Origin of the sequence: Moheibacter sp. (genome assembly GCF_049672845.1) — a bacterium.
In the GTDB taxonomy this organism is placed as follows: Bacteria; Bacteroidota; Bacteroidia; order Flavobacteriales; family Weeksellaceae; genus Moheibacter.
In genome coordinates, this window is the sequence record NZ_JBATWT010000008.1 from 166010 (window position 1) to 178533 (window position 12524).

At 37.5% G+C, this 12524-nt stretch carries 11 protein-coding genes and 1 tRNA gene; 9 read left to right on the top strand and 3 right to left on the bottom strand.

Annotated features, from left to right (window positions below):
* Window positions 1–125: 125 nt before the first annotated feature.
* The 4 genes from WBF63_RS03660 (at window position 126) to WBF63_RS03675 (ending at window position 3103) form a co-directional block, all read left to right on the top strand.
* Window positions 126–950, top strand: coding sequence for a MotA/TolQ/ExbB proton channel family protein (locus tag WBF63_RS03660; protein ID WP_424368342.1), 825 nt, complete (start codon window positions 126–128; stop codon window positions 948–950).
* A gap of 71 nt (window positions 951–1021) precedes the next feature.
* Window positions 1022–1618, top strand: a complete 597-nt coding sequence (locus tag WBF63_RS03665) for an ExbD/TolR family protein (protein WP_424368343.1) — start codon at window positions 1022–1024, stop codon at window positions 1616–1618.
* A gap of 7 nt (window positions 1619–1625) precedes the next feature.
* A complete protein-coding gene (locus WBF63_RS03670) occupies window positions 1626–2180 on the top strand; it encodes an ExbD/TolR family protein (protein WP_424368344.1) in 555 nt (184 codons plus the stop codon).
* An 11-nt stretch (window positions 2181–2191) separates the two neighbouring features.
* The gene (locus WBF63_RS03675) at window positions 2192–3103 is read left to right on the top strand and encodes a hypothetical protein (protein WP_424368345.1); all 912 of its coding nucleotides are present in this window, start codon (window positions 2192–2194) and stop codon (window positions 3101–3103) included.
* A 113-nt stretch (window positions 3104–3216) separates the two neighbouring features.
* Here the strand turns inward: WBF63_RS03675 and WBF63_RS03680 are convergent.
* A tRNA-Lys gene (locus WBF63_RS03680) sits at window positions 3217–3289 on the bottom strand.
* Window positions 3290–3447: 158 nt separating this feature from the next.
* Here WBF63_RS03680 and WBF63_RS03685 point away from each other — a divergent pair.
* Window positions 3448–3972 carry a shikimate kinase gene (locus WBF63_RS03685; protein ID WP_424368346.1) on the top strand — a complete coding sequence of 175 codons (525 nt, stop codon included), beginning with the start codon at window positions 3448–3450 and terminating at the stop codon, window positions 3970–3972.
* Here WBF63_RS03685 and WBF63_RS03690 read toward each other — a convergent pair.
* Window positions 3941–4327, bottom strand: coding sequence for an RNA-binding S4 domain-containing protein (locus WBF63_RS03690; protein WP_424368347.1), 387 nt, complete (start codon window positions 4325–4327; stop codon window positions 3941–3943). The two genes, WBF63_RS03685 and WBF63_RS03690, sit on opposite strands and share 32 nt — an antisense overlap.
* A 59-nt stretch (window positions 4328–4386) precedes the next feature.
* Between WBF63_RS03690 and WBF63_RS03695 the strand changes: the two genes are divergently transcribed.
* The 3 genes from WBF63_RS03695 (at window position 4387) to WBF63_RS03705 (ending at window position 8578) form a co-directional block, all read left to right on the top strand.
* A complete protein-coding gene (locus WBF63_RS03695) occupies window positions 4387–5118 on the top strand; it encodes a hypothetical protein (RefSeq protein WP_424368348.1) in 732 nt (243 codons plus the stop codon).
* A 77-nt stretch (window positions 5119–5195) separates the two neighbouring features.
* Window positions 5196–6488: a tRNA lysidine(34) synthetase TilS gene (tilS, locus tag WBF63_RS03700; RefSeq protein ID WP_424368349.1), complete on the top strand. Its 1293-nt coding sequence runs from the start codon at window positions 5196–5198 to the stop codon at window positions 6486–6488.
* 2 nt (window positions 6489–6490) lie between these two features.
* On the top strand, window positions 6491–8578 hold the full coding sequence (locus WBF63_RS03705; protein WP_424368350.1) for a cytochrome c biogenesis protein CcdA: 2088 nt from the start codon (window positions 6491–6493) through the stop codon (window positions 8576–8578).
* 1 nt (window position 8579) lies between these two features.
* On the opposite strand, the gene WBF63_RS03710 is transcribed toward WBF63_RS03705, so the two are convergent.
* On the bottom strand, window positions 8580–9263 hold the full coding sequence (locus tag WBF63_RS03710; RefSeq protein ID WP_424368351.1) for a ZIP family metal transporter: 684 nt from the start codon (window positions 9261–9263) through the stop codon (window positions 8580–8582).
* Between the two features lie 82 nt (window positions 9264–9345).
* On the opposite strand from WBF63_RS03710, the gene WBF63_RS03715 reads away from it, so the two are divergent.
* The gene (locus WBF63_RS03715) at window positions 9346–12516 is read left to right on the top strand and encodes a choice-of-anchor L domain-containing protein (protein WP_424368352.1); all 3171 of its coding nucleotides are present in this window, start codon (window positions 9346–9348) and stop codon (window positions 12514–12516) included.
* Window positions 12517–12524 lie beyond the last annotated feature (8 nt).

Consider the following 12524-nt stretch of genomic DNA (forward strand, 5'->3'; position numbering starts at 1 on the left):
TGATGATATTTGTGTTAAATTATAATTAAGAACAAAAATTTTATTCCAAAATTTCGGTTTATTTAAGATAAAATTATAGATTCGCATTCTTGTAAATAAAAAATTAGTGATAATTAAATTAAAAAATGGAAATGGAAACAAATGAAACTTTTCAACCTAGAAAATCTACTAAAAAAGGAGGTTTAAATGCACCTATTACTATTATTATCTTGATTGGTGTTGCGATGGCAGTATTTTATGGGCTATTTGGAAGTCCATCTAATTTTGAAGGTGGAGACTCATATGCAGGACACCCTAAAAACTTTATGGGAATTATTTTCAAAGGTGGTGTGATTATTCCATTCCTTATGTCATTCTTTTTGATGGTAATTGTATTTGGTATTGACAGATTCATTGCATTAGGAAAGGCGTCTGGAAAAGGAAACACTACAAAATTTGTAGATGATATCCGTGACTTAGTTTCAAGAAATCAGATCAATGAAGCATTGGAACTTTGTGATCAGCAAAAAGGTTCTGTAGGGAACGTTGTTCGTGAAGGACTGACTACTTACAAAGCACTTGCAAACGATAGCAGTATGAACAAAGAGCAGAAACTAATCGAGCTTAACAAAACTTTGGAAGAAGCAATGACTTTGGAAATGCCTGCATTGGAGAAAAACACTTCTATCATTTCAACTATCGCTTCGATTGGTACCCTTATCGCTTTGATGGGAACAGTAATCGGGATGATCAAGGCATTCTTTGCTTTGGGTGAAGGTGGAGGAACGCCGGATGCTGCTAAACTATCGGTAGGTATTGCAGAAGCACTTATCAACACTGGTATGGGGATTGGAGCATCAGCAATCGCAATTATTGTATATAACATGATTACCAATAAGATTGACGACCTTACTTTCAAAATTGACGAAGTAGGAATGAGCATTCAGCAATCATTTGCTGCACACCATTAATTCATTTTTTTAGATTTGATAAACGGTTTCAACCGTTGAGCGTATTAATTGATTAAATAAAAAAATGAAAAATGGCAAGAGTTAAACCAAAAAGACAAGGTATCCATATGGATATGACGGCGATGAGTGACATGGCTTGGTTGTTGCTTACATTCTTCATCCTAACCACACAGTTCAAAAAGCCGGACATAGTTCCTGTGACGACCCCGAGTTCTGTTGCTGAAACTAAAATTCAAGATGGTGATCTGATTCGTATCACGATTAACAACGAAGGAAAGTATTATTTCAGCATCATTGACGACAAAAATAAACTTCCAGTTTTGGAAAAAATGGGGAAAAAATATGGGCTTACCTTTACAGATGCAGAAAAGAGCAGTTTTCTAAAATTGTCCGAAATTCCGGTTCCAGTTAGGAGTTTGAAACAATATTTGAACTTGTCTGACGGTCAGAAACAATCTACTATCCCGGGAATTCCTATGGATAGTACAGACCTTCAGTTAATTGATTGGGTAGATTTCAGTTTTGAACATGATCCAAACCTGAAACTCGCAATCAAAGGAGATGTGAATACTCAGTATCCGGAATTCCGGGATCTGATTAAGCAATTGGTAGAAAGAGACTTTAACAGGTTTCAGTTGGTAACAAGTTCAGAATCTAAACCTAAATAATTGAACAATGGCACAAATTTTAGATAATAACGGTGGTAACAAAGGCGGTAAAGTACGCGCCAAGAAACAATCCACAGCGGTCGATATGACCCCATTGGCAGATTTAGGTTTTCTTTTGATTACGTTCTTTATGTTTACCACTACTTTTAGTAAACCCAATGTAATGGGACTGAATATGCCTCCAAAAGATCCCAATAAAGAATTAAACCAAGATACTCCGGAAATTGATTTGAGTAATTCAATTTCAATTATCATCGGAGGTGATAATAAATTGTATTGGCATCAGCAGGATAAAACAAAGCTGACCGCAGATCAGTTGTACGAAACTTCTTATTCAAAAGAAGGAATCCGCAACGATATTTTAGCGGCCAGACAAAGAGCTAAAACACCTGATAATTTCACGGTAATCATCAAACCTACAGATGAATCTACCTATGAAAATCTGGTGAACGTCTTGGACGAAATGGAAATTACCGAATCTTCCCGATACGGTATCGTGGACATTGCGCCAAGCGAAGTTGCAGTGTATGAAGAAAAAAGTGGAACTAGTAGTAACAATTAAATCTAAAAGTCATGTCAGAAAAAAATTACAGATCGCTGGACGACATCGTATTTGAGAAGCGATTCAAGGATTACGGTGCGTATGACCTACGGATGGGCGAACGTTCTACCCTTACCAAAGCATTTTTATTGGGTCTTTTGATCATTGCGTTAATAACTGCGGGTATTATATTTTATAACCAAGTTTTAGCGAAAAATGATAAAGAAGAAACCGTGGTCGATATCACGCTTGTAGATGTAGAGCAACCCGAAATCATTGAAGAAGAAAAACCTGAAGAGCCAGAACCAGAACCGGAACCAGAGCCGGAACCGGAAGTAGCTCAAGTACGTGTGGTTGTTCCTGAACCAAAAGAAAATGTGGTAAAAGAAGAGCCTATCGTAAAGGTAGAAGAGATGGAAAACAAACTAATTGGTTTGAAAAATGTAGAAGGAGAAGAAACGACTTCATCAAAAGGTAAATCTGAACCTGAAAAACCGAAAGGTGACGGAGAAGGCAAAAAACCGGCTCCGGTTGGAAACTTTACAGCTCGTCAGGTATCAGAAATGGCTGTATATCCAGGTTGTGAGAAATTCAAAGGTGATAAAACCAAATTGCAACAATGTTTGCAAAAAAATATCACTGAAGAACTAATCGATCAGCTTTCTGATTTTGCCGAAGTAATGAACAATAAAGGTGAATCACAAGCAGTAACCAGATTACAGTTTGTCATTGACAAATCTGGTAAGATTATTCAAGTTCAGGCTATGCAAGGTAGCGGTGGCGCAATCAATGTAGATCTTGGTAAAGAATCTGAGAAAGCATTACAAAGAATTGCTTCACGTCTGGCAAGTAGAGGAAGAACAATCCAACCAGCAAAACTGGAAGATGGTTCATCTGTAAATCTTGTATTCCAATTACCAGTGAAATACGTCATTCAGAACTAAATGTCCATTTCATATAAAAAAAGAGAGCCTTGAGCTCTCTTTTTTATTTCCAGATGTTTTAAAATTTGCTAAATAAAGAAAGCGAAACTTTCAAATGAAAATTTCGCTTTAAGTGACCCGGCTGGGGCTCGAACCCAGGACCCCAACATTAAAAGTGTTGTGCTCTACCAACTGAGCTACCGAGTCTTTTGTTTCCCGCTGTTGTAACGTTAACGGGGTGCAAATATAGAAATAAGAATTAAATTCCAAAACCTTTTTGAGATTTTTTTAAAGAAGATTTATCAGCTTCTATTTAACCAATTGATTATAAGAATTTTTGCAATTTTGTGAGATAAAATAAATTTATGAAAATTTCTCTTTTGGGATATATGGGCAGCGGTAAAACTACAATCGGAACCGCATTGGCCGCTGAATTAAACATGGAATTCATCGATCTTGATGTTTACCTACAAAACAAACATGAAAAGACAATCTCTGAAATCTTTCATTCAGAGGGAGAAATCAAATTCAGAAAGTTTGAAAGAGAAGCTTTGGAAGAAGTATTGTTACGATATGAAGATTTGGTATTATCGCTTGGAGGTGGTACACCTGCTTATTACAACAATATAGAGCTCGTTAATCAATACTCCTTCTCCATTTACCTGCGTTTAACCCCAAAAGAACTCATAGACCGTCTTACCCACGAAAAATCAATCCGTCCGATTATTGCACATCTTAGCGAAACAGAAATGCCCGAATTCATCGCCAAACATCTTTTTGAAAGACGTCCTTTTTATGAAGAGGCTAAATTTAAAATTGATGTAAAAGAAAAAAGTCCGTTCGATATCGTTGGAGAAATCAAGTCTCTTCTTGCTCCTCATCTCCCGTAATAAATTCATCCAAATCCCTTCTGTCTTTTTTGGTAGGTCTTCCCTCCCCTTTTTCACGATAATAATCCTGACTCAATTTCCGAAGTTCGAGTTTAGCCAATTCTTCTTGTGGAGTACGATCAACGATATGAAGCGAAACCAGTTTAGCGCCCATACGACTTTTGGGAAGTTGTAATATTTCGAAAGAATAATCAATCTGGTCTTTACGCACAGTAATTATATCAGAAGGCCCTACTTCTCGGGAAGATTTGGCGACCTCTCCGTTTACCTTTACCCGATTCTTTTTAACGGCTTCGCTGGCATTGCTACGAGTTTTGAAGTAACGTACACACCAAAGGAATTTATCTAAACGCATTGTTAAATTTATTTTAAGGAACTTAATTTTTGTAAATTCGCAAACTAAATAACAAAGTTATGATGAAAAAATGGGGAATTTGTCTTCTTGTGGCCGGATTGTTTTTGGGAGCATGTAAAAATGATGACGATGTCAATGAACTTCCGCAGGACGAACAAAACCAAGTAGATGACCAAGCCATCCTAGCCTATTTGGAGGATCACTATTTTGATCCTGAACGTGGCTTGATCAAAAAATATGACGAAGATGATGAAGAAGATGATAATTATCCAAGTCTAAAATCATTGGGAACCAAACTGAATTCAGGTGTTTGGGTGATTAAGCGTCCGGGTGTTCCTGCAGAAGGACCAGCCGTCACCAACAACCTTCAAGACAGTTTATTGATTTCTTATCATTCCAAAAGATTTATTGCGACCAACAAAGATTTAGCAGAAGGTGAAAAATCTTATGAACCCTACATGTCTGACTTTTTCAATACCATAAATTCCACCGGACAAGCTGCCTGGGATCCTTATTTTTATTATACGCCAATTACCGAAGATTTGGCAGGTAATGACATAAACCAATCGCATTTTATGATTGAAGGATTTGTGGAAGGTTTGAAGCATTTCCAATCTACACAAACCAGTGGGGCAGATTTGTATAATTTTCAAGGCGCTGTTGTTGTTCCTTCTCGTGCTGCGTATGCAAGAGATTTCATTTATTCGGGCGGTATGTTGAGAAATGATATTTACCGAGACAATAGTTTTATTTTTAATTTTGAAGTACATAAAGTCTTGCCGAGAAATTAATCTTATAAATAGTTTAACTGAAAAGGTGTGAAAGTTTCTTTTGCACCTTTTTTTATTTGGATAAATTTGTAGGAATCATGAAAAATGAACTAACTACAAAATCGCTGAACCTCAATGTTCCACACGGCACAAAACTTCTTGTAGCCGTAAGCGGTGGTGTGGACAGTATGGTTTTGTGCGATTTGTTATTTAAGTCAAACATCTATTTCGAAGTTGCGCATTGCAATTTCCAATTAAGAAAAAAAGATTCTGATGAAGACGAAACATTTGTCAGGAATTATTGTTTGAAAAACGATTTGAATTGTTTTGTCAAAAAATTTGATGTGAAAGAATTTAAAGATTCCGGGAATTTTTCAACTCAAATGGCCGCACGTGAACTTCGGTATAATTGGTTTCAAGAATTGATGCAAAAAGAGAATTTTGATTATTTACTCACCGCACATCATTTGAATGATTCATTCGAAACATTTTTCATCAATCTTTCACGCGGAACCGGTATAAAAGGATTAACCGGAATTGGTTCTGAAAACGAACAAATTTTAAGACCACTTCTCCCCTTTTCAAAAAATCAAATTCTGGAATATGCGGAAAAAAACAATTTGGACTGGAAAGAAGACAGCTCCAATTCAAGTACCGACTACGTCAGAAATAAAATACGACATCAGATAATTCCTCATTTAGAAGAAATTCATCCAAATTTCCTTGAGAATTTCGCTCAAACCATTCAACATTTACATTCCGATTCCAAATTAATCCAAAATCATATCCAATTAATTAGAAATCAATTATTTAATAATTCTGGTAATATGATTTCTGTTTTGATTTCTGAACTTAAAGAATTAGCCCCTCTGGAAACTTATTTATTCTATCTGTTTCGTGTATTTGGTTTTCAATACCCGCAGGAAATCACAAAATTAATGAATTCGGAAAACGGAGAAATCCAGTCCGAAACGCATAGATTGATCAAAAATCGTGAAGAATTATTATTAATCGATTTAAAACAAGAGAACTTTGAGTCGGAAATTGAATTAAATGAACATGAAATCCTCGAAAAACCATTATATTTGAAACTTTTGAAATCTGATGCGAGAGATTTATCTGCTCATGAATCACTTGATTTTGAGAAGATAAAATTCCCGCTAAGATTGAGAAAAAAGAAAACGGGCGATGTTTTTTTTCCGTTTGGAATGAAAGGATCAAAAAAGCTGAGTAAATTTTTCAAAGACGAAAAATATTCAAAACCTGAAAAGGAAAATACCTGGCTTTTGGTAGATGATGATGACAGGATTTTGTATGTAGTTGGGAAAAGAATCGACGACCGTTTTAAAATTACAGAACACACACACAAATACTTAAATATTTTTTTATGAAAATGAGGACTTTATTTTTTCTTTTATTGGTTCCTTTTCTTTTAAATGCTCAGGTTTTGACACCCGTCAAATGGACCACAGAAACAAAAGATTTAGGCAACAATGAATATGAAGTTTTGCTTCACGCAAAAATTGACAACGGCTGGCATATGTATTCCCAGCAACATCCCGGAGACGGAATTGGTGTTCCGGCGACGATTACATTTGAAGATAACCCAAATGTTCAACTCATTGGCAAAACACAGGAAATCGGGAAATTACTTGATAAATACAGTGAACTTTTCCAGCAACAGGAAAAATATTACGAGAACAAACTGACTTTCAAACAAAAAATTAAATTAAAAAATCCCAAAGAAACCACTGTGAAATTCAGTGCAGAAACACAAGTTTGTGATGCGGAAAAATGTTTACCCCCCGACTGGCTTGATTTTTCGGTGAAAATAACACCCAAAAAAGAAGAAGTTGCACAGGATGATAACAAGGAAGAAGCTACGGAAACCCTTCCTGTAACTGAGTTGACCGATGAAACAAAAACGGATTCAACAGTAATTGTTCAGAATGAATTATCTGAATCAAATGATTCGGTTTCTCTTGCTTCGGCTTCTGTCGAAACAGCTGATAATGAAGACGAACCTATTGAAGAAGAAAAAAAAGGGCTTTGGGGAATTTTCTGGCTCGGTGTTTCCGGCGGCTTACTTGCTTTGGTTATGCCTTGTATTTTCCCCATGATTCCACTTACCGTTAGCCTATTCACCAAACAAAGTAATTCGCGTAGTCAGGGAATTTTTAAAGCTTTGATTTACGGACTTTCCATCATCATCATTTTTGTAGGTCTGGCCTTCATTGCTTCAAGATTTTTGGGTCAGTCTGCTCTCAATGAATTTTCAACCAATCCCTGGGTAAATGTAGGATTCTTTGTGATCTTCATTGTTTTTGCCATTTCATTTTTTGGTGCTTTTGAAATTACTTTACCTTCAAAATGGGCAAATTATACAGACAAACAAGCTGATAAAGGCGGATACATCGGCATATTTTTCATGGCACTGACCTTGGTTTTGATTTCATTTTCATGTACAGTTCCCATTATCGCCGGACTGATGGGCGAAGCCGTCAGAACCGGAAATTATATGTCCTTAACCGTAGGTTCTTTAGGATTCTCATTGGCCTTGGCTATCCCATTTGTATTGTTTGCGATATTCCCAAGTTGGCTTACTTCCCTTCCCAAATCTGGTGGATGGATGAACGTGGTAAAAGTTTGCATCGGATTTTTGGAATTGGCTTTTGCCTTTAAATTCCTTTCAAATGCCGATTTGGTTTGGCAGGCACATTGGCTGGAAAGAGAAGTTTTCTTAGCCATTTGGATTGCAATATTTGGATTAATGGGACTTTACCTTTTAGGGAAATTCCGATTAAAAATGGATGCACCGGAAGACAGAATCGGTGTTCCGAGATTGTTTTTTGCGATTCTGACCTTTTCATTTGTGATGTATATGATCCCCGGAATGTGGGGAGCGCCGGTTAATTTACTAAGTGGATTAACACCGCCTATTCATTATGCAGAATCACCCAACGGAGTCGGGAGAGCTTCGGTTGCCGTTGCCGGAGGTGAGTCTGCAGTAGAATTATTACCCGGACAAAAATACGGACCACATCAGATTCCGGCATTTTTGGATATGGCGGATGCCATTGAACATTCCAAAAAGGTGAAAAAACCGATTATGATTGACTTTACCGGTCATGCCTGCGCCAATTGTCGTAAAGTTGAAGAGCGCGTTTGGTCCGATCCGAAAGTTAAAAATCTGCTTTTGAACGATGTTGTTTTGGTTTCTCTGTATGTAGATGAACGCACCGAATTACCCAAAGAAGAACAAGTTTATTCAGAAGCTTTGGGAAGAAACCTGAAAACAATCGGAAATAAATGGACAGCTTTTGAAATTGAAAAATACCATAATAATGCACAACCTTATTACATCATCGTAGATGAAGATTTGAATAATTACAATGAGCCATTGGGTGCAATTTACGATGTGGACGAATACCTGAAATGGATGAAAAAAGGCATCGACGCTTATAATTCAAAAAATAATTAATTTAATGCTGGTGACCTAAAATGGTCAGATAAGCAACCAAAAAGCCCAAAAGGACTGTCAAAACCTTTTGGGCTTTGAATTTATGGCTGTCTGTACTTTCAAATAATATGACGGTTGCAATATGAATAAAAATTCCGGCTACAAATGCCGATGCATAATGTTGGTAATCGGCCAGAATCGTTTTGCCAAAAAGAGCTCCCAATGGGCCTGCCAATGCAAAAGCCAACATGAATCCCCATTTGTAAATACTGGAAATTTTCATCTGAGAAACCGCACCATACAAAACCATGGCGACCGGAATATTGTGAATGAAAATTGCCCAGAGCAGATTATGCGAATGCTGATGCAGTAAAGGCATCCCTTCAAAAAAGGAATGCAAAAACAACCCCAAAAATATACTGAACGGAAAAGATTTGTTATGCGAAAGATGAACATGTCCGTGCTCTGCTCCCTTACTCAGAGATTCTACAATCATCTGAAAAAACAAACCGGCCAGAACAAAAAGTCCGATACTGTGGTCGTGCACCTCGTAAACAGTCGGAAATATTTCTAGAACAGCAGTTGCCAGAAAAAATGCGCCACTGAAGATTAATAAGAATTTTGCCAGATTCTTGTTTCTGATAAAAAAGTGTCCCAGTAAACTCCCGATGAAAACCGAAAGAATTAAAATTAAAATTTCAAACATCTCTGCAAAAATAATTCAACAAAGTTAATTTTTTGACTAAAGGAAAAATAATCGTTAAATTCGTGAGTTTAACACACGTAACATGAGGTCAATTCTATTTTTTATATTATCTGTATTAAGCATTTCTCTATACAGTCAATCGATTGTAGTGAATCCTACGGAAGCTCCGGAATCCGCTCTGGACGCAGAAAATCTCACAAGAGAGGTGCTGATTGATGGTGGTGAATGCTCAGATATCAGTAATTTTGAACTCATAGATAATCCCCAAGCACAATTTCCAAATAATAACAGAAGCTGGGGATATTTTGAAAAAGGAACTTCCGATTTTCCTTTTGAAAGTGGAATTGTTATGACTTCAGGTTTTGCCAGACGTGCAGTCGGCCCCAGCGGAGGTATTGTTTCGGATGGACCTGGCACCGGTTGGGCAGATGGTTCGGCAGGTCAGCCAATGGACCCAGATGCCAGCACTCTTGCCGATTGGGATACAGAAAATACAACCGTTTTTGAATTTGATTTTGTTCCGTTCGGTAATGAAATATCTTTCAATTATATTTTTGCTTCGGAAGAACATCCTACTTTTTCCTGTAGCAGTACTTTCAATGATGCTTTTGGATTTATCATCAGTGGACCGGGCATTACACCTGACCCGGGGTTAAGCGGAAAGAATATTGCAACACTTCCAAACGGCGATTGGGTAACCATTAACAATGTAAACAACCAAGGATGTGGTGATGATACCTATTATGTTCCTGGACCGTTTAATGATATTCAGTATGGCGGGAGAACCACTCCTTTAACAGCTTATTCTGAAGTAATCCCCGGAGAAACATACCATATACGCCTTATTGTTACTGACGCCGGAGATCACCAATATGATTCTGCAGTATTTCTCGAAGCAGGCTCATTCAGTCTGGGTGGAACTATTATTGACATGACCGGAGCCGAAGTCGGTGAAGACGAAACGCTTTGCGATCTGACACAATATTCGCTGATTGTAAATGTTCAGGCTCCGGATGCCGAATTCCAATGGTTTTTCAATGGAGAAGAAATCCCCGGTGCCAATACACAGATTTATAATGCTACCGAAACAGGCTACTATGAAGTTTTGATTACATCCGGTTCATGTTCCACTACCGTGGGTGTAAACCTTGTTTTCAGCAATTCACCTGAAACTGAAAATGTCGAAGATTTCCAATGTACGGAAGATGGAATTTATTTTTATGATTTGTCTTCTTACAATGAAAATATAAGCTCTCCAGAATATATTTACACCTATTACAACACCCTGGAAGGAGCCGAAGAGGAAATTGAACTCGACCAGATTTTAAATTTTGATAATTTTGAAGTCAATTCAGCAGGTGGGCCTGTCACTGTATATGTAAGAGTGGAAAATGAAGACGGTTGTTATGAAATCGCTGAACTTACTTTGGAAGTCGGAATCGGTCCTGAGACTGCTCCCGCCAGCTATCCTGAATGTGACGATGATGGTGATGGTTTTGCAGAATTTAATATGCTGGACTTTGCTCCCAACCTGGTGTTGAGCTCTACCGTGGGGCTCATTTATGAATTTTATCTGGATGAAGCTGGTACCCAACTGATTCCAAATCCGGAAGCCTACACAAACGAAACTGCTTATTTACAGGTAGTTTATGTAAAAATCTATAATCCGGCTTTGGGAGATGAAGCTTGTCCTAAACTGGAAGAACTTTCGCTGGAAGTAGGTGAATTCCCATTATTACAAGCCGATGAACTTATAATTTGTGACAATCTGAATGATAATTCTGAATTTGTGGATTTAACAAACAATGAGATTGTTCAGACAGACGGAATCAATGTTACTTACGAATATTATACAGCTGCAGGAACACTCATAACCAATCCTGCAAATTATGAAGTTACTTCCTCTCCCACTGTCATAACTGTTTTAGTGAAAAACCAGGCAGGAACCTGTGAAGGCAGTCAGACTTTTACAATAGAATTTATACAGTCACCGGAAGCAGTAGATGTAATTATGCCTATCGTAAACTGTAGTCTGAACGAAATCGCTAATTATGATCTAACAACTTTAAATGAGTTTTTAGTTACCGGTTCTACAGCAAATCTGACTTTTACTTACCACTTGACACAGAACGATGCTTTTAACAATACCGGTGCTTTGCCTGAGAATTATACAAACGTGGAACCCGATCAAATCCTCTTTGTACGTATCGAAAATGAAAACGGATGTTTTGATATCGCCAGAATTATGTTGGATACCGAATTGATTCACAATGAACTGGAAGATTCACTTCGTGCATGTGATGATCCTTATGAAATTAGTGATGGTATTACTGTTTTTGATCTGACTTTAATGCATGAGGACGTTGAAAATTCATTAGGCGGAGATAATTATACAATAAAATATTATACAAGTTTTGATGATGCTCTGATGGGGATAAACGAAATCACAAATCCTACTCAGTATCAAAACACAACTTCACCTCAAACAATTTATGCAGTTGCAAGCGACGGAATAAACGGATGTGCTGGCGTCGTGGATTTCCGTATAGAAGTTCTTCCTGTGCCAGAATTTGAATTACCTGAATCAGTGGTTTTCTGTAATTATGATGAAAAAAATTATGAATTCCCGGGTGTATTTACTTCTTACACATGGACAGATTCCGTAGGAAATATTGTGAGCACACAAAACACAGTGAGTTTTGAGTCAGAGGGAACTTATACGCTTGAAGTTATCGGTGATTTAAATGAATGTTCTGCAAAACGCGAAATCGAAGTAATTTTTGATACGCAACCCATCATCACCAATATTGAAGTAAATGAAAATACAGTTATAATATCTGCTACAGGAGCATTGGCACCTTATCAGTACAGCATTGACAATGGTCTGACCTGGAGCAACAATTACATATTGCAAAGCGTTCCGGGTGGAATCTATGATCTGATTGTAAAAAGCAAATACGGATGTATTTCTGAGGCCAAAACTTTCGGAGTTTTGGGTGTGCCCAATCTGATTACGCCAAACGGAGACGGTAAAAATGATGTCTGGGAGATCAGAGCATTGGAAGCTTATCCTGATGCACACATCAGAATTTTTGACCGCTACGGTAAAATGTTTGTGGACAGACCTTTGACAACTGATTTCAAATGGGATGGAAAATACCTTGGCAATCCGGTTCCTTCAGGAGATTATTGGTACATTATCACTGTTGAAGAAGGAAAATCAGTATCAGGTCATATAACAGTTCGCCGGTGATTATAAAT

Bases quoted from the DNA above. Each gene is read 5' to 3' on its own strand.
- WBF63_RS03660 (WP_424368342.1), top strand. From the start codon at position 126: ATGGAAATGGAAACAAATGAAACTTTTCAACCTAGAAAATCTACTAAA.
- WBF63_RS03665 (WP_424368343.1), top strand. From the start codon at position 1,022: ATGGCAAGAGTTAAACCAAAAAGACAAGGTATCCATATGGATATGACG.
- WBF63_RS03670 (WP_424368344.1), top strand. From the start codon at position 1,626: ATGGCACAAATTTTAGATAATAACGGTGGTAACAAAGGCGGTAAAGTA.
- WBF63_RS03675 (WP_424368345.1), top strand. From the start codon at position 2,192: ATGTCAGAAAAAAATTACAGATCGCTGGACGACATCGTATTTGAGAAG.
- WBF63_RS03685 (WP_424368346.1), top strand. From the start codon at position 3,448: ATGAAAATTTCTCTTTTGGGATATATGGGCAGCGGTAAAACTACAATC.
- WBF63_RS03690 (WP_424368347.1), bottom strand. From the start codon at position 4,327: ATGCGTTTAGATAAATTCCTTTGGTGTGTACGTTACTTCAAAACTCGT.
- WBF63_RS03695 (WP_424368348.1), top strand. From the start codon at position 4,387: ATGATGAAAAAATGGGGAATTTGTCTTCTTGTGGCCGGATTGTTTTTG.
- tilS (WP_424368349.1), top strand. From the start codon at position 5,196: ATGAAAAATGAACTAACTACAAAATCGCTGAACCTCAATGTTCCACAC.
- WBF63_RS03705 (WP_424368350.1), top strand. From the start codon at position 6,491: ATGAGGACTTTATTTTTTCTTTTATTGGTTCCTTTTCTTTTAAATGCT.
- WBF63_RS03710 (WP_424368351.1), bottom strand. From the start codon at position 9,263: ATGTTTGAAATTTTAATTTTAATTCTTTCGGTTTTCATCGGGAGTTTA.
- WBF63_RS03715 (WP_424368352.1), top strand. From the start codon at position 9,346: ATGAGGTCAATTCTATTTTTTATATTATCTGTATTAAGCATTTCTCTA.